General features: G+C 70.6%; 12 protein-coding genes. 9 read left to right on the top strand and 3 right to left on the bottom strand.

Annotated features, from left to right (window positions below; translation table 11 throughout):
• Positions 1-2: 2 nt before the first annotated feature.
• Positions 3-1,859 carry an SLC13 family permease gene (locus ACN28I_RS20775; RefSeq protein ID WP_420943704.1) on the bottom strand — a complete coding sequence of 619 codons (1,857 nt, stop codon included), beginning with the start codon at positions 1,857-1,859 and terminating at the stop codon, positions 3-5.
• Between the two features lie 229 nt (positions 1,860-2,088).
• Here ACN28I_RS20775 and ACN28I_RS20780 point away from each other — a divergent pair, with 229 nt between their 5' ends.
• The 4 genes from ACN28I_RS20780 (at position 2,089) to ACN28I_RS20795 (ending at position 6,217) form a co-directional block, all read left to right on the top strand.
• Complete coding sequence (locus ACN28I_RS20780; protein ID WP_420943705.1) at positions 2,089-3,882, top strand: phosphoenolpyruvate carboxykinase (GTP); 1,794 nt, start codon at positions 2,089-2,091, stop codon at positions 3,880-3,882.
• Between the two features lie 117 nt (positions 3,883-3,999).
• Positions 4,000-4,818, top strand: a complete 819-nt coding sequence (locus tag ACN28I_RS20785) for a hypothetical protein (protein ID WP_420943706.1) — start codon at positions 4,000-4,002, stop codon at positions 4,816-4,818.
• Positions 4,818-5,345, top strand: a complete 528-nt coding sequence (locus ACN28I_RS20790) for an ABC transporter substrate-binding protein (protein WP_420943707.1) — start codon at positions 4,818-4,820, stop codon at positions 5,343-5,345. The genes ACN28I_RS20785 and ACN28I_RS20790 overlap by 1 nt, the downstream gene beginning before the upstream one ends.
• Positions 5,342-6,217 (top strand): ABC transporter substrate-binding protein, encoded by an 876-nt coding sequence (locus ACN28I_RS20795; RefSeq protein ID WP_420943708.1) that lies wholly within the window; start codon positions 5,342-5,344, stop codon positions 6,215-6,217. Before ACN28I_RS20790 ends, ACN28I_RS20795 begins: the two co-directional genes overlap by 4 nt.
• 49 nt (positions 6,218-6,266) lie before the next feature.
• Here ACN28I_RS20795 and gspG read toward each other — a convergent pair whose 3' ends face one another.
• The gene (gene gspG, locus ACN28I_RS20800) at positions 6,267-6,698 is read right to left on the bottom strand and encodes a type II secretion system major pseudopilin GspG (RefSeq protein ID WP_420943709.1); all 432 of its coding nucleotides are present in this window, start codon (positions 6,696-6,698) and stop codon (positions 6,267-6,269) included.
• 393 nt (positions 6,699-7,091) lie between these two features.
• On the opposite strand from gspG, the gene ACN28I_RS20805 reads away from it, so the two are divergent.
• The 4 genes from ACN28I_RS20805 to ACN28I_RS20820 are packed head-to-tail and all read left to right on the top strand — an operon-like array spanning position 7,092 to position 19,394.
• Positions 7,092-12,377, top strand: a complete 5,286-nt coding sequence (locus ACN28I_RS20805; protein WP_420943710.1) for a beta-ketoacyl synthase N-terminal-like domain-containing protein — start codon at positions 7,092-7,094, stop codon at positions 12,375-12,377.
• Between the two features lie 3 nt (positions 12,378-12,380).
• Entirely contained in the window at positions 12,381-13,331 is a 951-nt protein-coding gene (locus tag ACN28I_RS20810) for a hypothetical protein (protein WP_420943711.1), read from the top strand.
• Positions 13,328-18,718, top strand: a complete 5,391-nt coding sequence (locus tag ACN28I_RS20815; RefSeq protein ID WP_420943712.1) for an SDR family NAD(P)-dependent oxidoreductase — start codon at positions 13,328-13,330, stop codon at positions 18,716-18,718. Before ACN28I_RS20810 ends, ACN28I_RS20815 begins: the two co-directional genes overlap by 4 nt.
• Positions 18,705-19,394, top strand: coding sequence for a 4'-phosphopantetheinyl transferase family protein (locus ACN28I_RS20820; RefSeq protein WP_420943713.1), 690 nt, complete (start codon positions 18,705-18,707; stop codon positions 19,392-19,394). Before ACN28I_RS20815 ends, ACN28I_RS20820 begins: the two co-directional genes overlap by 14 nt.
• Here the strand turns inward: ACN28I_RS20820 and ACN28I_RS20825 are convergent.
• On the bottom strand, positions 19,391-21,268 hold the full coding sequence (locus ACN28I_RS20825; protein WP_420943714.1) for a methyl-accepting chemotaxis protein: 1,878 nt from the start codon (positions 21,266-21,268) through the stop codon (positions 19,391-19,393). The genes ACN28I_RS20820 and ACN28I_RS20825 overlap by 4 nt on opposite strands.
• A 256-nt stretch (positions 21,269-21,524) precedes the next feature.
• On the opposite strand from ACN28I_RS20825, the gene ACN28I_RS20830 reads away from it, so the two are divergent.
• Positions 21,525-22,982 (top strand): NAD(P)/FAD-dependent oxidoreductase, encoded by a 1,458-nt coding sequence (locus ACN28I_RS20830; protein ID WP_420943715.1) that lies wholly within the window; start codon positions 21,525-21,527, stop codon positions 22,980-22,982.
• Positions 22,983-23,021: the final 39 nt, after the last annotated feature.

Raw genomic sequence — 23,021 nt, forward strand, 5'->3', positions numbered from 1 at the left:
CCCTACGGTGGCACCACGCGCTCGCTCACCGGCTCCCGGGCTCGGGCGGGCTCGGGCCCGGCCTTGTGGAAGGGCCACACCAGGGGCACCACCGCCACGAGGAAGGCGAGCAGCACGGCCGTCAGGGGCGTGCCGAGCCGGAAGAAGTCGGTGAAGCGGTAGTGGCCGGGGCCGTACACCAGCACGCAGCTCGGCTCGAGCGGGGTGATGAAGGAGCAGCTCGCCGCCAGCGTCACGCCAATGGCGAAGGGCCGCGGGTCCACGCCCAGCTTCAAGGCGGCGCCCACCGCCACCGGGAGAATCACCAGGGCCGCCGCCTGGTTGCTCATGGGGGCCGACAGGATGATGGTGAGCGTCATCATCAGGAGCATCACCAGGCGCGGGCCTCCGTACTCGCCGAGCCGCGCCGCGTGGTTGCCCAGGAACTTGCCCGCCCCGCTCTCCTCCATGGCCACGCCGAGCGCCAGCATGGAGCCGATGAGCAGCACCACGCGCCAGTCCACGCGGAAGGCCCGCCGCGCGTCCACGCACCCGGTGGCGATCATCGCCAGCATGCCCGCCAGCCCCGCCACCGACAGCGGCATCAGCTTGAAGGTGCCCAGCGCGAGCGCGCCCAGGAAGAGCACCACCGCCAGCAGCGACTTGGTGTAGCGCGGCGGCTGGTACGCCACGTCCCCCAGGATGAGCAGGTTGACGCCGTCCGACAGCTCCTGGACCTTGTCCCTCGGGCCGCGCAGCAGCAGCACGTCACCGGCCGACAAGGGCAGCGAGGACAGCGACTGCCCACCGAAGAGCCGCCCCAGCAGTTGCAGCTTCGTCAACCGCTGGATGGCGGGCTTGCGGTGCAGGGCCAGCGCCACCAGGCCGTAGCGCTCCAGGAACAGCGTCTCCTTCAGGCTGCGGCTGATGAGCGGGCTGCCCGTGGGCACCGTCGCCTCCACCAGCAGCGTGTCCTGGGGCCTCAAGTCCGTGTCCGACAACCGCATGTCCGGGCGGATTTCGATGCCCTTCAGGTCCTTCACCCGCAGGATGTCCTCGCGGTTGCCCTCGATGATGAGCCGCTCGTCGCCCACCAGCCGGTACGTCGGGACGGCCGGCAGCGACTGCCCCTCCCGCACCAGCCCGATGACGCGCAGCCCCAGGCCCTCGGTGATTTCCCCCAGCGCCTTGCCCACGTAGCGCGAGTCCGGCGGCAGCTCCGCCTCGGTGAGGTAGTCGCGCAGGGACCAGTCGGCCACCGTGCCCTTGCCCACCCGCGCCGGCAGCAGCACCGGCCCCAGCAGCACCACCATCAGGATGCCCAGCACCGCCACCGGAAACCCCACCGGCGACAGCTCCGCCACCCCGATGGGCTCCAGCCCGAAGCGCGGGAAGGCCGCCGAGGCCACCAGGTTGGTGGAGGTGCCGTACAGGAACACCATTCCCCCCAACATGGAGGCGTACGCCAGCGGCAGCAGCACCTTGCTCTTGGGCACCTTGGCGCGGTGCGCCGCGCCGATGGCCACCGGCAGGAAGGCCGCCGTCGTCACCGTGTTGGAGACGATGGAGGAGAACACCGCCACCACCACCATCATCGCCAGCACGAACGTCTGGTGCCCGTAGCGCGCGAAGAAGGCCAGCCGCTGCCCCACCAGGTGCACCACCCCCGTGCTGGCCAGGCCCTCCGTCATCGCCAGCAGGGTGAAGATGAAGATGACCGTGTCGTTGCTGAACCCCTCGAAGGCCTGCTCGGGCGTCAGCACCCCGGTGATCGCCAGCAGGCACACCACCACCAGCGAACTCACCTCGATGGGCACGACATCTATGGAGAAGAGCACCAGGGCAACCAACACGATGCCCAGCACGATGGCGATGGTCATGGACGCCCCCAACCTGGGGCCTCATGTGCCCGGAGGTGAGACCCCTTCCACACGGAACGTCCGCTAGACGAGAGCCCCCTCCGCTCGAACGTCTGCTACTGAATAGTGGAGGTTCAATAAGTGAAATTGAAGGAAGGTGGCAGCACCGGGACGGGATTCACCCCCGGGCGTTGTTGCTTTTACAAGGGGCTCCCGGGAAGGTTCGCCCACCAACTGAGGAGACAAGCGAATGGCCTCGACCCAAACCGCGGCGCTCCAGGGCACTGCTCCCACGAAGAACGCGGAGCTGCTGGCCTGGGTAGCGAAGATGGCGCAGATGACCCAGCCGGACAGCATCGTCTGGTGTGATGGTTCGGAGGAGGAGAAGAAGCGCTTCACCGACCTGGCGGTGAAGGAGGGCATCCTCATCCCCCTCAACCAGCAGAAGCGTCCGGGCTGCTATCTGCACCGCTCCAACCCCAATGACGTGGCGCGTGTGGAGCACCTCACGTTCATCTGCACCACCAACAAGGAGGACGCCGGCCCCACCAACAACTGGATGGAGCCCGAGGCGGCCTACACCAAGCTCACCCACCTCTTCACCGGCGCCATGAAGGGCCGCACCATGTACGTGATTCCCTACGTCATGGGCCCGCTGGGCAGCCCCTACGCCAAGATTGGCGTGGAGCTCACCGACAGCGTCTACGTCGCCCTCAACATGCGGATCATGACCCGCATGGGGAAGGCCGCGCTGGACATGCTCGGCGACTCCAACGACTTCAACCGCGGCCTGCACAGCACCGGAGATCTCAACCCGGACCGCCGCTTCATCTGCCACTTCCCCCAGGACAACACCATCTGGAGCATCGGCAGCGGATATGGCGGCAACGTGCTGCTGGGCAAGAAATGCCTCGCGCTGCGCATCGGCAGCTACCTCGGCCAGCACGAGGGTTGGCTCGCCGAGCACATGCTCATTCTGGGTGTCACCAGCCCCAAGGGGGAGACCACCTACGTGGCGGCCGCCTTCCCGTCCGCGTGCGGCAAGACGAACTTCGCCATGATGATTCCGCCCAAGGAGTACGAGGGCTGGAAGATCGAGACCGTGGGCGACGACATCGCCTGGATGCGCGTGGGCCAGGATGGCCGCCTGTGGGCCATCAACCCCGAGGCCGGCTACTTCGGCGTGGCCCCCGGCACCAACTACAAGAGCAACCCCAACGCGATGGCCTCCGTCGCCAAGGACACCATCTTCACCAACGTGGCCATGACGGCCGACGGCGACGTGTGGTGGGAGGGCATGGACGGCGAGGTCCCCGAGGAGCTCACCGACTGGCAGGGCCGCCCCTGGAAGAAGGGCAGCACGGAGAAGGCCGCGCACCCCAACAGCCGCTTCACCGCGCCCGCCTCCAACAACCCCGTGCTGAGCCCCAAGGCGAACGACCCCCAGGGCGTTCCCATCTCCGCCCTCATCTTCGGCGGCCGCCGCTCCAACACCGTCCCGCTCGTGCTCCAGGCCTTCAACTGGACCCACGGCGTGTTCCTGGGCGCCACCATGGGCAGCGAGACCACCGCCGCCGCCACCGGCAAGGTGGGCGTGGTGCGCCGCGATCCCATGGCCATGCTGCCCTTCTGCGGCTACCACATGGGTGACTACCTCCAGCACTGGCTGGACATGCAGAAGAAGATCACCCACCCGCCGAAGATCTTCCAGGTCAACTGGTTCCGCCAGGACAAGAACGGCAAGTTCATCTGGCCGGGCTTCGGCGAGAACATGCGCGTGCTCGAGTGGATCGTGAACCGCGTGCACGGCCGCGTCCCCACCGAGGAGACGCTGCTGGGCTGGGTGCCGCGCTCCGACCAGGGCCTCAACCTCAAGGGCCTGGACATGTCCCAGGAGGCCGTCGCCGAGGTCACCTCCATCAAGGAGGACGAGTGGAAGACCGAGCTCAAGAGCCAGGAGCCCTTCTTCGAGTCCCTGGGCCTCAAGGCCCCCGAGGCGCTCACGCTGCAGCGCAAGCTGCTCATCTCCCGCCTGGGGAGCTGAGCCACCGGCCCGGGTAGGGCCCGCCGTCTTCCGGGGCCGTCCCGCCACCAGGTGGGACGGCCCTGCTGTTTTCGCCCCCTTCGCCCGGCGGGGAGTTCAGGGGTAGGCTCCGCGACCATGCGATTGGTCCTGGTTTTGTTGGCGGCCCTCCTGCTCGCGCCCGCACCCGCCCATGCCCAGCGGGGCGGCTCGCGCAACCCCAAGGAGCTCATCAAGCAGGCCGAGCGGCTGTACGACCAGAAGAAGTACCTGGAAGCCGCGGCGCTGCTGGAGAAGGCGAGCGAGTCGCTGGACGACTCGCGCATCATCTACAACATCGCCCGCGCGTACGATCAGGCCGGCCGGGAGACGGAGGCCATCTCCTATTACGAGAAGTACCTGACGGACGGGGAGAACGCGCAGCTTCGCAAGCGCTCGCGCTCGGCCATCGACCGGCTGCGGCTGCAGAAGGAGAAGGAGCAGAAGGCGGCGGCGGCGTCGGAAGCCGAGCGCAAGCGGCTGCGGGCCGAGGCCGAAGCGGCCCAGCGGCGGGCGGAGGCGGAGCGGGTGGCGGCCCGGCGCGCCGACGAGGCCAACCAGCAGCGCCTGAAGGTGGCGCGCGAGGAGACCCAGGTCTCGCGCAAGCGCATGCAGGTGACGGCCTTCGCCCTGGGCGGGGTGGCGCTGGCGGGCGTGGGCATGGGGACCTTCTTCGGACTGCAGGCCCATGGCTCGCGCACCCAGTTCGGCGCGGCCCGGGAGCTGGACGCGAAGCTGGCGGCCAGGGACGCGACCCGGAGCAACGCGCTGATCGCGGACATCGGCTTCGGGGTGGGCGTGGTGGGCGCGGTGGCGGCCATCCTCCTCTACCCCAGGGAGCCCGTGGCGAAACCCGGCAAGGCCCGGTTGACGTCGGCGCCCCAGGGCACCGGCGCCGGTGTGGAGGTGAGCTTCTGATGCGCGCGCTGTTCTTGACGGGAGTGATGGCCTTGCTGGCCACCGGGTGCAGCCTCACCACGGCGGCCGGGCTCGACGAGTGCGTGACGAGCGAGGACTGCCAGAGGGATCAGGTCTGCGTGCAGCAGGTCTGCCTGCCGCTGCCCGCCGGCTGCCAGGCCGAGCCCTACGGCTCCACCGACGCCGATGCCATCCGCATGGGCGGCCTCTTCCCCATCCATACCAGCCCGGAGCCGGGCGCCAGCGAGGACGAGTCCGACCTCCAGGCCTTCAACGCCGTGCTGCTCGCGCTGGAGGAGGTCAACCAGCGGACCCTCGGCGGCAAGAAGATCGCCCTGTACTTCTGCGACACCGGGAGTGACCGGGACGTCGCGGAGAAGCAGGCCCAGTGGCTGGTGAATGACAAGAAGGTGGCGGCGGTGCTGACGGCCGGCAGCACCCAGACGCTCGCGGCGGCGGATGTGACGATCCCCGCGGGCGTGCTCGCCATGAGCTACAGCGCCTCGTCGCCGGAGGCTGCACGGTGAAGGAGGACACCAACGGCGGCCCGGTGGGCCTCTTGTGGCGCACCTCGCCCTCGGATGCCATCCAGGGCAGCGTCATCGCCCACCTGCTGCGCACCGACAGCCGCTTCGGCAGTCCCATCAAGGTGGGCATCCTCTACGTGGACGACCTGTACGGACAGGGCCTCTCCAACATCATCTCCGGCCGGCTCACCGAGGCGCGGCTGGCCAACCGGACCTACGCCTATCCGAGGAACGGCGACGTGAGGCAGGTGCTGGATTCACTCGACATGTTGTACGACCCGGACGTCACCGTGCTGGTTGGCTTCGCGGATGACGTGACGGCCATCCTCAAGGAGGCCTCGCTCCGGACCAACCTCAGGCGGGAGAATGGCCACCACTGGTTCTTCTCCGACAGCGTGAAGGACGCGGCCGTGCTGGCGGACCCGCTGGCGTACAGCCAGGCCCAGGGCTTCTACGGGACCGCCCCGGCCCAGGGCGCGGGCCTGGCCTTCAGCACCTTCAGCGCGCGCTTCAACGACCGGTACAAGAAGGACCCGGCCGGGTACGCCTACACCTCCAATGCCTACGACGCCATGTACCTGCTGGCCCTGGGTGCGTCCTACTCCCTGAACATCTCCAACGAGGTGACGGGAGCGAAGATGGCCGAGGCGCTCACGCGCGTCTCCAGCGGAGCGGACGGCACCCAGCTCACCAACTCCAACTTCACCTACCTCGCGGCGGAGCTGGCCGCGGGCCGGAGCGTCAACGTCGAGGGCGCCAGCGGCCCCCTGGACTTCGATGCCAACGGCGAGGCGCGCTCCCCCGTGGAGCTGTGGCAGGTGGAGGGCTCGGGCTTCGTGACCGTCTCGTCCAACCTCGAGCCGCCTCCGTAGGAGTGCTCGCGAGGAGTGCTCGCGAGTGCTCACGACATCAGGTGCGGGGCTACCTGTTCGCCACGGCGTCCTTCTGGAGATCGCGCGAGGACACGTCCGCATCCGCGCCCTCTCCCCCCGGCGAGCCGTCCGCGCCGTAGGCGGTGATGACGGGCTTGCCGCCCTCGTTGAGATACACGTACTCGTTGCCCCACGGATCCTTCGGCATCTGCTCCAGCGCCTGCGTGTCCACCAGCGCGCGCAGGCCGGTGCCCGTGTCGGGGTACTTGCCCTTCTTCGCGTAGTAGAGCTTCAGCGCGTTGTGGAGGTTGGCGATGTCCAGCCGCGCCGTGTCGCGCTTGGCCTCCTCGAGCCGCGGAATGACGGCCACGCCCACCGCGGCCATGATGAGACCGAGGATGGTGATCACCACCATGATCTCGATGAGGGTCATGCCGCGCGGGTGGCGGCGCTGCGTCTTGCGCGTCTTCTTCAGGCTCATGTCGTGCTCCTCGCGTAGGGCCTTCCGTCAGGCCACCAGGCGGTAGTGCAACCGCCGCGCCCAACGCCGTGACGCGAGGCGCCCCGAGGGAACGGCAAGCCGCCGACACGGGCCGTGCGGCGCCGCCGCGTCAGCGTGTCGCAGCGGCGGGACAATGGCCTGACAGGCCGTCAATGGCAGTGGACGCGACTGCGCTCCCCGTTAACAAAGCCCGGGTGATTGCCCTCCAGGCGGCCAGGCGGCTCGCTTCCTGGGAACGCTCGCACCCAGGCGGAATAGGGGCCCGTCACATCCGCCGCCACCGCACGAGCCCCGTGGTAGGATTGGCTTCCCCCCGAGGCACTGCCCAGGAGCCCCCTCCTGGGTCCAACCCGGTCTACAGAGAGAACCTGTATGGATGCCATCGCCGTGGTAGGATTGGGCTGCGTCCTGCCAAACGCCCTCCGCGTTTCCGACTTCTGGGCCAGCGTGTCCACCGGCAGGGTGTCACTCTCCAAGGTACCCTCGAGGGCCTGGGACCACTCGCTCTACTTCCACCCGGACCGGACGATGCCGGACCGGGCCCATGCGGAGCTGGGCGGCTTCATCAACGACTTCGTCTTCGACTGGCGCAAGTACAAGGTCACGCCGGCCGACGCCCAGCAGGTCAACCCCTTCCAGTGGCTGATCCTCGAGGCGGGCACCCAGGCGCTCTCCGAGGTGAAGGTGCTGCCCCGGGACACCACCGGCATCATCCTCGGCGCCACCAGCCTGGGCTGGCAGCGCGACAGCGGCATGCACATCCGCCTGGAGGACATGCTGGACGCGGTGCGCGCCACGGACGAGTTCCACGCCCTGCCCGCCACCCGGCAGCAGGAGGTGCTCGAGGTCACCGCCCAGCGGGTGCGCTCGCGCCTCAAGGAGTGCAGCGACGACAACGTGGTGGGCTCCTCGGCCAGCGTGGCCGCCGGGCGCATCAACATGCAGTTCGATCTCAAGGGCCTGCACTACTCGGTGGACGCGGGCTACTCGTCCTCGCTGGCGGCGTTGGACCTGGCGGTGCGCGGGCTGCGCGACGGCGAGTTCGACCTGGCGGTGGCCGGCGGCGCGAGCGAGATGCTCACGCCGCTGGAGTTCATCGCCTTCTCCAAGCTGGGCGGGCTGTCGCACAAGGGCCACGTGCGGCCCTTCTCGGACGAGTGTGACGGCACCCTGCTGGGCGAGGGCGTGACGCTGTTCGCCCTCAAGCGGCTGGAGGACGCGGAGCGGGACGGAGAAACCATCTACGCGGTGCTGCGCGGCGTGGGCGGCTCCTCGGATGGGCGGGGCAAGTCGCTGGTGGCGCCCCGGCGCGAGGGCCAGGCGATGGCCATGCGCCGCGCCGTCGAGGACGCGGGCGTGGAGCCGGACTCCATCCAGTACGTGGAGTGCCATGCCACGGGGACTCCGGTGGGAGACGTCAGCGAGGTGCAGGCCCTGGCCAGCGTGTACGCCGGTGCGCCGGGCTCCATCGCGCTCGGCTCGGTGAAGGCCAACATCGGCCACCTGCGCGCGGGCGCGGGCGGGGCCGGACTGCTCAAGGCCGTGCTCTCGCTGCACCACGGGCTGATTCCCCCGCAGCCGGGCGTGGAGCGCATCAACCCGAAGCTGGAGCTGGAGCGCACGCCCTTCTTCATCCCCCGCAAGGCGCAGGCCTTCCGCACCGGCGCCCTGCCGCGCGCGGCCGTCAGCTCCTTCAGCTTCGGCGGCAACAACTTCCACGCGGTGCTGGAGGCCTGGCAGCCCGGCGAGCGCAAGTCCACCCGCCGCCGTCCCCAGTCCGAGCCGCTGGCCATCGTCGGCATGGGCGGCATGTTCCCCGGCGCCCCCAATATCGAGTCGCTCTGGAAGCGGCTGCTCGAGGGCCACGACGCCACGCGCGAGGTGCCCAAGGACCGGTGGAAGGTGGAGCGCTACCACCACGCGGACCGCAAGGACCGGACGTACACGAAGCTCGGCTGCTGGTTGGATGAGCTGCCCACGCCGACGATGGAGATGCGGATTCCTCCGGCGGCCTGGGCCTCGTTGGACCCCTCGCACGTGGTGACGCTGCTGAGCACCGAGCAGGCCCTCCAGGACGCGGGGTACTCACCGGACAAGTGGGACCGGGACCGGGTGGCCCTGGCCCTGGGCTTCCTGCCGTACCAGGGCATCAAGTTCCTCGCCGACACGCGCGTGCGCTGGGCCGAGTTCGCCCGGGACTTGCGCGAGACGCTGGAGAAGTCCGGCCTGCCCGAGGAGCTGCGCGGCGCCATCCTCCGCAACGCGGAGGAGCGCTACAAGGCGGGCCTGCCGCCCATCAGCGAGGACAGCCTCACCGGCTACCTGGGCAGCCTCAACGCCGGCCGCATCTCCGCGCTCTACGACTTCCATGGGCCGCACATGGTGATGGACTCGGCGTGCGCCAGCTCGCTCGCCGCGCTCCACGGCGCCTGGAAGTTGCTGCAGCACCGCGAGGCGGACGTGGTACTCACCGGCGGTGTGTGGGCCGACATGTCGCCCGAGTTCTACATCGCCGGCTGCCGCTTCAACGCCCTGTCCGCCAAGGGCAGCCAGCCCTTCAACGCCCAGGCCGACGGCTTCGTCCCCGGCGAGGGCGCCGGCATCCTCGTGGTCAAGCGGCTGTCGGACGCCGAGCGCGACAAGGATCGCATCCACTCCGTCATCCGCTCCATCGCCGGCTCCAGTGACGGCAAGGGCCGCTCCGTGCTGCCCCCCAGCGAGATGGGCGAGACGCTCGCCATGCGCCGCGCCCTGTCCGCCGCCCACGTGCCTCCCGCGAGCGTGGACTACGTGGAGTGCCACGGCACCGGCACCGCGCTGGGAGACGTGGTGGAGACGAAGTCCACCCACAACGCCTACGGCGAGGGCCGCACCCGTCCCATCCTCATCGGCTCGGTGAAGTCCAACATCGGCCACCTCAACGCCGCGGCCGGCGCGGCCGGGATGATCAAGGTCACCCGGGCCATGCAGGCGCGCGTCATCCCGCGCTCGCTCAAGAGCGAGCCGCGCAACCCGAAGATTCCCCAGGGCGTCGAGGTGGTGACGGACAACCGCGAGTGGCCCGCCCCCGCCGGTGGGGCTCCGCGCCGCGCGGGCGTCAGCTCCTTCGGCGTCGGCGGTTCCAACTTCCACGCCATCCTCGAGGAGTACAAGGGCCCGCCCTCGCGTCCGGAGAAGAAGGAGGGCGAGCCGGCGGAGGGAGATCCGAAGCTCGTCGCCGTGGCGGGCGCGGACATCGGCGCGTGCCTGGAGCAGCTCCACGCGCTGTGCGAGCAGCAGGGCCCGCTGGAGGACACGCGCCACACGCCCGAGGGCCCCTGGCGCGTGGCCATCACCGCGCGCACCCGCGAGGAGCTGCGCAAGAAGCGCGAGTTCCTGCGCAAGACGGTGGAAGCGGGCGGGGACCCGGAGCCCCTGGGCCAGTCCGGCATCTTCGCCGCGGGCCCGGAGGCGCCCCTGCGCGGGGCGAAGGTGGCCATCACCTTCCCCGGCCAGGGCGGCCAGTACGCCAACATGCTGCGCCCGCTCGCCCGCGCCTACCCCGTGGTGGCCCGGACGCTGGAGGAGGCGGACCGCGTCTACCTGCTCCTCACCGGGCGCACGCTGACGAGCAGCTTCTATACGGAGGACGCGAAGAACTACCGGCAGAACGACGAGGACATCCACGCGGCCGTCTTCCTGGTCAACGTGGCCCTCTACCGGTTGCTGGTGGCCCACGGCATCCACGCGGACCTGCTCATCGGCCAGAGCGCCGGCGAGCTGGCGGCGCTGGTGGCCGCGGGCAGCCTCACGCTCGAGGAGGGCCTGCGCGCCATCCACTCGCGCACCATGGCCGTGCTGGAGATGCCCACCGAGGACCCCGGGCAGATGGCGGCGCTCGCGTGCCCGTCCGAGGAGGTGCCCGCGCTCATCGAGGGCCTTCCCGGCTACGCCACGCTGGCGGCCGACAACGGGCCGCGCGCCTGCATCGTGTCCGCGGATCGCAACGCCCTGCCCGGCCTGGTGGAGCGCTGCACCGCCCGCGGCATCGAGTGCACCGTGCTCGCCGTCTCCCACGGCTACCACTCGGAGCTCATCGGCGCGGCGCGCCCCGCCTATGACAAGGTGCTGCGGGGGCTGGCCTTCCGCGCCCCGTCGGTGCGGCTCATCTCCACCATCGACGCGGCGGAGTACGGCGACCGGCCGCTGCGCGAGTACCCGGCATTCCTGACCAGTCAGTTCGTCGAGCCCGTGCGTCTGCGGCAGGCCATCGGCGAGGCGCACCATCAGGGCGCCCGCATCTTCATCGAGGCCGGCCCCAAGTGGTCTCTCACCCAGTTCACCCGGGAGATCCTCAAGGGGCAGCAGCATGGCGCCATCGCATCGATTCATCCCAAGGTAGGTGACATGGAACAGTTCAAGCGCGTGGTGGGATACTCATTCGTGAATGGCGTCGGCCAGCTCTCGGAAGATGCCTCGAGCGCCGTGGCCGAGGTGGAGCAGGCGCTGCTGCAGCTCCCGCTCGAGGGAGTCCTCGAGCCCGCCACCGCCCTGAAGGTGGCCATCGCCCTGGGCCGCGAGTTCGGCGTGGACGCCTCCATGGCCCAGCCGGAGAACCTGCGGACGTTCGACGCCATCGTCGCGCTCGTGGAGCAGCTCCGCACGGGCCAGGCCGCCGTGGCCAGCGCCCCCGCCGCCACGAAGGCGCCCCCGGCCGAGCCCTCCCCGGCCGCCCAGCAGGTGACCACGGTGCAGAAGTCCATCGCACTGGAGGCGGAGGTCCGCCGCGTGCTGCTGGACATCGTGGTGGAGAAGACGGGCTACCCGGAAGACATGCTGGAGATGAACCTCGATCTCGAGGCGGATCTCGGCATCGACACCGTCAAGCAGGTGGACATCTTCGCGCGCACCCGCGAGCACTTCGGCGTCACGCGCGACCCCAACCGCGCCCTGCGTGACTTCAACACGCTGCAGAAGGTCATCGAGCACATCCTCGAGCGCATCATCACCACGGGTGCTGCCTCCGCCGCGGCCACCGCGCCCGCTCCGGCCCCCGTGGCGGCCCGGCCCGCTCCGGCGGCTCCGGCCCCCGCCGCCCCGGCTCCGGCCCCCGCCGCCCCGGGGATGCCGACCTCCACCATCGCCGCCTCGCTGGACCTCTTCGAGCAGGTGCGCGACGTCCTCATGCGCCAGGTGGTGGAGAAGACGGGCTACCCGGAGGACATGCTGGAGCTCGACCTCGATCTCGAGGCGGACCTCGGCATCGACACCGTCAAGCAGGTGGACATCTTCGCGCGCACCCGCGAGGCCTTCGGCGTCACGCGCGACCCCAGCCGCGCCCTGCGTGACTTCAACACCCTGCGCAAGGTCATCGAGCACATCGTCGAGCGCGCGCAGCAGCAGGCAGCGGGCACCCCGTCCGCCGCCGCCGCTCCCGCCCGGGCCGCCGCGCCCGTCTCCGTCGCCGCCGAGCCGCCCGCGAAGCGCTCCGGTGGGGGAGGCCCCCGCTCCGTCCGCGACACGCTCCTGGCCATGGATCTCCGCCAGGCCGGCGCGAAGGACGGGGAGCTGCGCAAGCTGGCCGAGGCGATGTCCTCGCGCCTGGGCACCGCCGCACCGGAGACGGAGTCCGTCCGTTCGCTGAGCGAGCTCGCCCAGCAAATCGTGAAGGGTCGCTAGGCCGTGCAGCCCGACACCTCCCAATACCCGCTGCTGGAGGACGTCTCCGAGGTCTTCCGCGGCGAGAGCGCCGTCGCCAAGCGCGACGTGCACCTGCCCCGGGAGCTCGACGAGGCGATGCGGCCGCTGCCCGCCTCGATGGAGCTGGAGTTCCTGGCCGAGGTGGGCGCGCTCGTGTACCCGGACCGCGTGCTGGTGGGGATGAGGGACGTGCGCTGGTTCCTGCGCTCCTCGCAGCCCTCGTCCGCCGCGCGGTTGGTGGGGCGCGCCCGCCGCGAGGGGGACGGGGAGGTGTCGGTCTTCCTGTCAGTGGAGGCGGTGAGCACGGGCGCCAACGCGGGGCACGAGGAGGCCACCGAGGAGCCCATCCCCGTCTGCCGCGCCGTCCTCCAGTTCGCCCATGCCTACGGGCCGGCGCCCTGGCCCCAGCAGCAGCAGATGCTGGCCCCCAAGTCGGAGAGCCTCCAGAACGGCCGGCAGCTCTACACCTCCGCGGGCGGACAGGGGGACGTGCCCGAGTCCCTGCAGGTCATCTCCTGGGCCCGGCTGTGCGAGCTGGGCCGCATCCAGGGCGGGCTCGTCCACCCGCGCGTGCTCTCCAAGATGTTGCCCGCCAGCCGCATCCAGGTGGCGCCCGCCGCCATGGAGGGCGCGCTGCACATGGTGAAGTGGCTCTGGTACGCCTTCTCCGGCGAGGGCTCGCGCGAGATGGCCATCTCCGAGGCCACCTGGTTCCGCATGCCCCGGCGCGACGAGCGCCTCATGTGTGACGCCCGCCTGTCCGGCGCCAGCAGCGGGCTGGCCTCCTTCGACGCGCACCTCCTCGGCCAGGACGGCATCCCCGTGCTCGAGCTGCGCGGCATCGGCATGGCGTCCCTGCCCACCGAGGACGCCGCTCCCACCCTGCCCCGTCTTGCCTGGCAGTCATTCGTCAAGAGCCTCTCACCGCGATGACCTCCTCCACGCACATTCCCCTGGCCATCATCGGGCTCGGGTGCCGCCTGCCCGGCGCCGACTCCCCGTCGCGCTTCATGAACCAGTCCCTGGAGGGGATGCGCGCGCTGACGCGGGCCCCCGAGGACTGGCGGGCCGCGCTCGGCCTGAGCCATCCGCTGATGGGTGGCTTCACCCCGGAGGAGGGCAAGGACTGGAAGCAGTTCCGCCTGCCGCCCAACCAGGTGGAGAAGATGCACCGCATGGAGCGGCTGCTCCACCTGACGCTGCTCCAGGCGACGCAGGACGCGGGCTATGGCCCCGACAAGAGCCCCGGCGGCCGCTGCGCCATCTACCTGGGCGCCACCGGCCTGGGCGTGGACGTGAAGGTGGACCAGACGGTGCGCGTGCGCTCGCCGGAGTTCCGCGAGCACCTGGCCGCCATCCTCCAGGGCCGCGGCGACCACGCCCGGCTGCTGGAGGCCGTGGATGGCTACATCGCGCAACACGCTCCGCCCATCACCCCCGAGTCCGTGCCCACCACGGCCACCATCGTGGCCGGCCGCCTCTCCGGCCTGCTGGACACGCGCGGCGGACACCTCGCGGTGGACGCGGGGACGGCCTCCTCGCTGGCGGCGCTGAAGTTCGCCTCGCTCTCGCTGCAGCTCGGCCACTGTGACGTGGCGGTGGTGGGCGCCGTGGCCCCGCTGCTCAGCCCCTCCTCCTTCGGACTGCTCTCCGCGCGCGGCTGGCTGGCCGGGCAGGAGCTGCTCGCGCTGGATGGCCGTGCCGCGGGCACCCTGCCCGGCGAGGGCGCCGTGGCCCTGGTGCTGTGCCGCCTGGACGACGCGCTGGCGGACAAGCAGCGCATCTACGCCGTCCTGCACGGCGTCAGCGCCGAGGTGAACCTCAAGCAGGGCCTCTCCCGGCTGTCGCGCATGGTGGACAAGGCCGCGCGCGCCTGTCTGGACATGGCCGGCATCGAGGCGGAGCTGGTGCGGCACGTGGAGCTGCAGGCGTGCGGCGTTCCGGGCCTGGAGGACCAGGAGGTCATCGGCCTGAAGGCCGCGCTCAACGCCACGCGCACCGAGCCCCTGACGTTCTCCAGCGCGGCCCCCCAGGTGGGCTTCCAGCAGGCGGCCAGCGGGCTCGTCTCGGTGATGCGCGCGGCGCTGTCGCTGCACGGGGGCGTGCGCGCGCCCGTGGCCGGCCTCACCTCGCCCCGTCACGGGACGGAGGGCGCGCTGGAGTGCCTCACCCGCCCGATGAAGCTGACGCCGCGCAGCTACGTGGGCGTCAGCTCGCTGGGGTGGAGCAACATCGCCTACCACGCGCTGCTCGGGCCCGCGCCGTCCCACGAGACGTGGGCGGACATCCGCCCGGTGCGCCCGCCCAACCAGAAGTACGCCATCGTCGGCATGGGCGCCATCGCCCCGGGCGCGCCGGACTCGCAGGCGCTGTGGACCAACATCATCTCCAAGGCGGATGCCATTGGAGATCTGCCCACCTCGCGCTTCGATGCCCAGCACCTGCTGGGCGCGCTCATGGGTCCCAAGGAGATGGTGCCCCGGCTGGCCGGCACGGTGGACCTGCCGTCGCCGGATGCGCGCTGGCTCCGGCTGCCGCCCAACCAGGCCGCGGCGTTGGATCCGGCCGTCCCCCTCTTCGTCAAGGCGGCGGAGGAGGCGCTCGGGCAGGCGGGCTACGAGCCGGGAGGGTGGAACGGGCGGCGCGTGCAGGTGGTGGTGGGCCAGCTTCCGGTGCGCGCCAGGGAATTCGAGACCGAGCTGCGCTTCGTCCTGGAGCGCTACCTGTCCATGGCGGCCGAGGCCCTCCAGGGCCAGGGCATGTCCCGCGAGCAGGTGGCCCCGTTGCTCGACGCGGTCCGCCAGCGCGTGGTGGGCGAGCTGCCCCCGCTGGACGAGAACACGGCCCAGTACTACTCCAGCCTTCCCGTGGCGGCGCGGCTGGCCGCCATCCACGACTTCACCGGCGGCGTGCTGACGGTGGACGCGGCCTGCGCCAGCTCGCTCGTGGCGGTGCACACCGCGATGATGTCGCTGGCCAACCGGGAAGCCGACGTGGTGGTGGCCGGCGGCGTGGCCTTCAACCTGGTGCCCGAGTACTCCGCCTCCCTGGCCGTGCTCGGCTTCCTCTCCCCGCGAGGCACCTTCCCCTTCGACGATCGCGCGGATGGTTTCGTGCCGGCCAAGGGCGCGGGCGCGGTGGTCATCAAGCGGCTGGAGGACGCGGAGGCGTCGAAGGACAAGATCCTCGCCGTCATCTCCGGCATCGGCTTCTCCAGTGACGGGCGCGGCACCACGCTGCTCACGCCCAACCCCAAGGGGCAGGCGCGGGCGGTGGAGCGCGCGCTGCAGGACGCGCACGTGCTCCCGGTCCAGATCGGCCTGCTCGAGGCGCACGGCCCGGGCACGAGGGTGGGCGACAAGACGGAGGCGGACGCCTACGGCGAGGCCTATCAGTCGCGCGGCCGCGACAACCCGGTGCCCATGGGCACGCTCAAGTCGCAGATCGGCCACACCTCGTCGGCCTCCGGCCTGCTGGGCCTCATCAAGACGGCCTTCGCGGTGAGCGAGCACTTCCTGCCGCCCATGAACGGCGGTGAATTCCCCAAGGCGGACATCCCCTTCGACAGGCTGCCCATCTCCCTGTCGCTGGAGGGGCGCCCGTGGCCCGTCCCCCGCGAGGGGCGGCGCTACGCGGGGGTGAGCGCCTTCGGCCTGGGCGGGACGAACTACCACGTCATCCTCGAGGAGCACGACAACGCCCACCGCAAGCCGTGGACGGCGGATCCGCTGAGCGTCACCGCCAGCTACCCCATCCCCAGCCGCGGGCTGTCCGCGCAGCGCTGGCGCGTGGACCTGGTGCCGCTGTCCCTCTCCTCGGAGAAGCGCTACCAGCTCCAGGGCAAGAAGCTGCTGCTCGTGGGAGACGAGCCGGGCCTGGTGGCGGCCTTCAGCCGGCTGCTGGTGGGCAAGGGCGTGCGCATCGCCACGGTGTCGGTGGCGGGCATCACCGATGCCATGGAAGTGGAGCGCCGGGTGCGCCGCGCCAGCGAGGAGCTGGGCGGAGCCGATGGTGTCATCGACCTGGGCGCCTTCGGGCCCGTGGAGTACTTCCTCACCCTGGGCAGCGCGCGCTTCGGCCGGAGGATGGCGGAGACCACCGCGCGCTGGCACGGCACCGGGCGCGCCATGTACGAGCGCCTCCGGGACGCCAGGGGGCGCACCGCCTGCTACGTGGCCGTCACCTCCATGGGCGGTGACTTCGGCTTCGTGGGGGATGGCGGCAACGTGATGGGCGGCTCCATGTCCGGCTTCCTCAAGGGGCTGAAGCAGGAGCTGCCCGGCGCGATCATCAAGACGATCGACTTCGAGCCGCGCGCCTCGCACTGGGTGGTGGCCGAGACGGTGGCCCGCGAGCTGGAGGAGGGCAGCGACCGGACGGAGATTGGCTACATGGCCAGCCGCCGCTTCGTGGTGGGCCTGCGCCGGGCGGACTTCCCCAAGGAAGGCAGCCAGGTGCTGCGCCGGGTGGACCCGAGCTGGGTGCTGCTCTTCTCGGGCGGCGGGCGCGGAGCCGTCTTCGAGGTGGCCAAGGCGGTGGCGCGGATGGGCCACAAGGGCCCCAAGGTCATCGTCACCGGACGCACCCCGGCTCCTACGGGCGACGAGCCCTACCTGGCGCTGGACGACAACGACTTCGAGACGTTCCGCAAGGAGGAGATGATCCGCCGCAAGAAGGCGGACCCCACCCTCACGCCGGTGAAGTTCAAGGAGGCCTTCGAGCCCTACGAGCGGGCGCGCGAGCTGTGGCGCAACCTCCAGGAGGTCGCCGGCCAGGGCCTGTCCATCGAGTACGAGACGTGTGACTTCCGCAACGCCGCGGACGTGCGCGCCATGGTGGACCGGGTGCGCGAGGACCACGGCCACATCGACGGCATCGTCCACGGTGCCATGGTCGAGGCCTCCAAGAGCCTGCCGGACAAGACGCCGGGCATCGTCGCGGCCACCATGGAAGTGAAGGTGCTCGGCCTCATCAACCTGCTGGAGGCCACGCGGCGCGATGACCTGAAGCTGATGATGTGCTTCGGCTCGGGCGCGGGCCGCTTCGGCAACAAGGGCCAGACGGACTACAGCGCCGCCAACGACTTGATGAGCAAGTGCGCCATGGCGTACGCGCACCGGGCGCGCCCGCACATGCGCTGCGTCACCATCGACTGGACGGCGTGGGAGAGCGTGGGCGCCGCGGCCCGCAACCCGGACGTGGTGCGCGGCACCGGCGTCTCCTACATCACCCCCGCCGAGGGCTCGTACTGGTTCATCAACGAGCTGCTGCTCGGCCGCACCGAGCGCGAGGTGGCCATCTTCGAGGAGCGGCTCTTCCGCGAGTGGCCCTTCCTCGGCGCCTCCGCCGACGGCCCGGATGCCCGCACCGTCTACGACGACCGCGGCTTCCTGCTCGTCCCCTCCGACTACCCGATGATCGACTGCGTGGAGCAGCACGGGGCAGAGGGCCTCGTCGCCACCCGGACGTTCGACCTGAACACGGACCCGTTCGTGCTCCAGCACCAGTTGGACTCGGTGCCCATCATGCCGGGCACCTTCGGCTTCGAGATGCTCGGCGAGGCCGCCGCCCTCTTCCGGCCGGACCTGGCGGTGTTGCGCGCGGAGAACCTGCGCATCGAGACGCCGCTCAAGTTCTTCAAGGCCCCGCATGGCTCCAAGGGCAAGCCCGTCCACATCACCCTCACCGCCCGGGTGCTCAAGCAGCAGGGCGATGAGGTGACGCTCTACGTCGAGTCCTCCAGCGACCTCGCGCTGGGCGGCCGCTCGGACCAGACGCAGCGCCGCATCCACCAGCAGGGCATCTACGTGCTCGGGCCGCCGCCGCGCGTGGAGCCGGGCAACGGCAAGCTGCCGGACGCGCTGCCGGGCTCGCGCGCGCGCTCCATCTTCCACCTGGCCAAGGAGCCGCTGTACCTCGGTCCGCTCTTCTGCCGCGCCGAGTGGGTGTACGTCGGCGAGACGGAGGTGGAGGGCATCATCCGCGCCCCGCGGCAGCGGGAGATCTTCACGCACGTGGCGAGGCCGCGCTTCCAGTTGGATCCGCTCCTGCTCGACGCCTCCTTCCAGGTGGCGGCCAACTGGGACGGCCACCACAACAACCTCGTCTCGGTGCCCATGGGCGTGGAGCAACTGGTGCGCGGGCGGCAGCGGCGGCTGGGCGAGTCCGGGCACGTGAAGGCGCGGATGGTGAAGGTGGAGGGCGACGACGTCCTCTACGACTTCGAGGTGCGCGGCGAGGACGGAGCCCTGCTGCTGGGAGGCACGGGGCTGTGGTTCCGCCGGCTGACCCGGGGAGAGCGCCGGAGTGGGGAAGGCTGAGCGGCTGCGGCTGCCCGGCGGGCGCGAGGTGGTGCTCGGCTGGGGCGAGGTGGGGCGGGAGGAGGACTCCGCCCTCTCGCCCCTGGAGCGCGAGGGGCTCGCCCGGTGCAGGACGGACAAGCGGCGGCGGGAGTTCGTGGCGGGCCGGCTCGCCGCGCACCGGGCCCTGGCGCTGTGGGAGCCCGGGGCACGCGCGGAGGTGACGGTGCGCGAGGACGGGCCGGACTCCGGGCGGCCCCTCTTCTCACCCGGACACGGGCTGGCGCTCTCCATCTCCCATAGCGCGGGGCTGGCGGTGGCGGCGGTGGCGCGCGGCGGGCCGCTGGGCGTGGACCTGGAGCAGCGGGTGGAGGCCGGCGGGGCCTTCCTGGAGGAGGCCTTCGCGCCGGGAGAGCTGGAGGGCTACCTCCCCGTGTGCGAGGGGCACCTGGACCCGGCCACCGCGGCCTGGACGCTGAAGGAAGCGGTGCTCAAGGTGTGGGGCGTGGGACTGCGCGCGCCCTTGCAGAAGGTGGCGGTGCGGCCGGTGCTGCTCCACGTGGCCGGGGACCAGCTCGCCCTGCGGGTGACGCTCGAGACGTGGGCACTTCCCCCCGGGTTGGGGGAGCCGCCCCCGGCACTGGCCGCGCTCCTGGTGGCGTGGCGCGCCGGGGGGGTGCTGGCCCTCGCCGGTTAGGCCGAGCCCTCGTCGCGGTTCGAGCCCGGAAGCGGCGGGGGACGGACGGAGGCGGCGGCCGCGGCGGCGGCGGCATCGGCGCGCTGCTTGCGGCTCTGCCAGTCGTACTCGCCCACGAAGATGCTCACGCGCTCGGCCACCATGCGCATCTGGTCCGCGGCCTCGTCGCTGGTGCGCAGGCTGGACATCGTCTTGTCCATGATCTTCGTCAGGTCATTCACCGCCTGGAAGATCTGCCCGATGCCCTGGTTCTGCTGGGTGACGGCGGCGGAGATCTGCCGCACGGAGCTCACGTTGTCGCGCACGATGCCGGAGAGCTGCTTGATGTTGTCCCCGAAGGAGCGGAGCTGCTGCACGCTGCCCTGCACCTTCACGGAGCCGCCCTCGGTCATGTCCGCCGTGGTGCGGATGGCCTCGCTCAGGTCCATGAGGATGTTCTGCACGCTGTAGGTGGCCTTGATGGACTGATCCGCCAGGCTGCGGATCTCCCGGGCCACCACGCTGAAGCCCTTGCCGTGCTCGCCCGAGCGCACCGCCTCGATGGCGGCGTTGAGCGCCAGCATGTTGGAGCGGTCCGCCAGACCCTTCACCGTGGTGGTGATGTTGGCGATCTGCCGGGCGCGCTCGTCCAGGGAGCGGATGCTCTGGGCCATATCGCTCACCTGCTTCTGGATGTCGTGCATGCCCGAGAGGCTCTGCTCCAGCGCGGCCTCACCGGCGCGGCCGATCTGATCCGCGCGCTCGGCCGCCTGCAGCACGTCCTCCGCCTTCTGGGCGGCGACGATGGACGTCTGCTTGATCTCCTGCGCGGTGACCTGCGTCTCCTGCAGCGACGCGGCCTGGATGGAGAGCGCCTCGGTCTGATCCTTGTGCGAGCTGTTGAGCGACTCCGCGGACTTGCCCAGGAGCTGCGCCGAGTCACTCAGCGAGGAGGAGAACGTCCGCAGCCGCTCGAAGGCCGCCGCGGTGGAGATGGACAAGTCACCCACCTCGTCGGTGGCCACCCAGTTGGGCAGCGAGGGCCGGCCCGAGGCGATCGACTCGATGGACTTCTGCACGGCCTCGGTGCCCTGGCTCTGGTGGCGCGCCAGCTCCCAGGCGGACCAGGCCGCCGCGAAGATCATGAAGCCGCCGACGGACACCACCGGCACCACGATGGTGCCCAGGATGCTGGCGACGTCCAGGCGAAGCTGCGTCAGCACCGCCGGCGGCACCAACTGGGCCAGGTTGGTGAACAGCTCACCGAAGCCGTACTGGGTCTTCTTGTAGACGATGATGCTCGTCACCGTCAGCGTGGCGAGCACGAAGAGGGCGAAGCTGTAGGGCAGGAACCAGCGCATCTTGGGCCACGCGTGCCCGCTGTCCTCGACGCGCGCCTGCGGGTACTTGTGGAACTCCTCGAGCGCGTAGGGGCGCAGCAGCCGATCCAGCCGCAGCGCCATGCGGACGCCCACCACCCTCGCCAGCACCAGGAACGAGACCACCGTGAGCGGCACGTCCCAGGGATCCAGCCCGTACAGGACCGTGGGCCAGCCGGCCCACAGCACGCACGACACGCCGTAGCCCAGCCACATCCTGAACTCGATGCGCCGGGGCGCCTTGAGGATGCGCTTCAGCCGCTCGCCGGGAATCTCATCCGGCTTCGTCGCGAGCGCGTTCTTCAGCTCGAACCAGATGAATGCCAGGGGCAGGATGGCCCCGAACACCGGCGTCAGCGTGCCGAAGTTGACCCAGGTGACGAACCAGGCCCGGTCCGGAGGCAGACCCAGGGTGAGCGTGATCAAATACGCCACGGGACCCAGAGCAGTCAGCATCGCAACCTGCTGCTCCAGGAAGAACTTGAGAACCAGCCGCTTCAACTCAGCGTTGCTCATGGATGCGCGGCATCCTAGCACCGTTCGCTTGAAATGCCGTTTTCCGTCCGCACTGCCCAACCCATACTTCGAGTGAAGACGCTCCCTCGGCAGGAGGATGGGCATCCATCCCGTGGCATCCTCCGAGAGGCATCCACCGTGTTGGGGCGGCTCCCACCCTTCCCTTCCGTTCAGGACATACCGGTTGGGTTCAGCCTCACATATCCTCCTGGCTCTACTGCAAACAGTCGATCAGCCCGCCCACCAGGAGGTTTGAGTGCCGTTGAATGAGCGCGGACGCGGACAGGCCATTGTCATTGGCGGCAGCATGGCGGGGCTCTTGAGCGCGCGGGTGCTCTCGGAGCATTTCGAGAAGGTCATCATCCTGGAGAGGGATCGGCTGCCGGAGGGCCCGGAAGCGCGCAAGAGCGCTCCGCAGGCGCGCCACATCCACGCCCTGCTGGAGGCGGGGCTCAAGGCGCTGGACGAGCTGTTCCCCACCCTGGTGCGGGAGCTGGTGCGGGAGGGGAGCGACCTCATCGACATGGCCCGGGACGCCGCCTGGTTCCAGTCCGGGAGCTGGAAGGTCCGCTACGAGGGGGGTCCCCAGACGATCCTCGTCTCCCGTCCCTTCCTGGAGTGGAAGGTGCGCGGCCAGGTCACCGCGCTGCCCAACGTGGAGCTGCGGCAGGGATACGGCGTCGAGGAGCTCCTCATGGACGCCTCGCGCACCCGCGTCACCGGGGTGAAGGTGGCGGGGCCCGAGGGCGAGCAGACCCTCGAGGGGGAGCTGGTGGTGGACACCAGCGGCCGGGGCTCGCGAGCGCCGCAGTGGCTGGAGGCGCTGGGTTACGGCCGCCCGGAAGAGGAGCAGGTGGGCATCGAGCTGGGGTACACGAGCCGGTTCTACGAGCGCCCCGCGGGCTTCGACGAGTGGAAGATCCTCGCCGTGAGCGGCCGCGCGCCCGAGTCGCGGCGTGCGGGCTTCATCGCCAACGTGGAAGGCGGCCGGTGGATCGTCAGCCTCAACGGGTACTTCGGAGACCATGCGCCCACGGACGACGCCGGGTTCCTGGAGTTCGCCCGCGGGCTGCCCACCCCTCACATCCATGAGTACATCCGCCACGCGAAGCCGCTGACCCCGGCCGTCTCGCACAAGATTCCGACGAGCCGCTGGATGCACTACGAGACGATGGCGCGCTTCCCGGAGGGGTTCGTCCTCCTGGGCGACACCGTCTGCTCCCTCAACCCCGTCTTCGGCCAGGGGATGACGGTCATCAGCCTGGGGGCCCGGCTGCTCGGCGAGCACGTGGCGCGGGCGCGCACCTCGCCGGGCGGACTCCGCCAGGGGCTGGCGCGGGGCTTCCAGAAGGAGCTCGGAAAGATCGTCGGCCTGTGCTGGTTCCTGACCACCACCATGGACCTGGCCTACCCGGAGGCCCGGGGCAAGCGGCCCTTCGGGCTGAAGGCCGTGCAGTGGTCCGTCCAGAACATGATCGACCTGACCTCGCTGGACGCGAAGTCCTGCCACGCGTTCTACGAGGTGCTGCACATGCGCAAGGGGATGGAGGGGCTGCTGCAGCCGGGCTTCGCCGCGGCGCTGATGGCCTACAACCTCAAGAGCCTGCTCGTCCCGAGGGAGCAGCGGGCCAACCTGACCACCCTGCCGCCGCCGCCCGGGAGGAGCACGCCCCCGGCGCCCCCAGCGGCTCCCCGCGAGCGGGACGCCGCATAGCGTCATGCCCGCCTGCCTGGGCTCCGGCACCTGGCGGCC

The organism is Archangium gephyra (assembly GCF_049060025.1).
In the GTDB taxonomy this organism is placed as follows: Bacteria; Myxococcota; Myxococcia; order Myxococcales; family Myxococcaceae; genus Archangium; species Archangium gephyra_A.

Coding starts and splice junctions, on each gene's coding strand:
- ACN28I_RS20775 (WP_420943704.1), bottom strand. CDS start 1,859: ATGACCATCGCCATCGTGCTGGGCATCGTGTTGGTTGCCCTGGTGCTC.
- ACN28I_RS20780 (WP_420943705.1), top strand. CDS start 2,089: ATGGCCTCGACCCAAACCGCGGCGCTCCAGGGCACTGCTCCCACGAAG.
- ACN28I_RS20785 (WP_420943706.1), top strand. CDS start 4,000: ATGCGATTGGTCCTGGTTTTGTTGGCGGCCCTCCTGCTCGCGCCCGCA.
- ACN28I_RS20790 (WP_420943707.1), top strand. CDS start 4,818: ATGCGCGCGCTGTTCTTGACGGGAGTGATGGCCTTGCTGGCCACCGGG.
- gspG (WP_420943709.1), bottom strand. CDS start 6,698: ATGAGCCTGAAGAAGACGCGCAAGACGCAGCGCCGCCACCCGCGCGGC.
- ACN28I_RS20805 (WP_420943710.1), top strand. CDS start 7,092: ATGGATGCCATCGCCGTGGTAGGATTGGGCTGCGTCCTGCCAAACGCC.
- ACN28I_RS20815 (WP_420943712.1), top strand. CDS start 13,328: ATGACCTCCTCCACGCACATTCCCCTGGCCATCATCGGGCTCGGGTGC.
- ACN28I_RS20825 (WP_420943714.1), bottom strand. CDS start 21,268: ATGAGCAACGCTGAGTTGAAGCGGCTGGTTCTCAAGTTCTTCCTGGAG.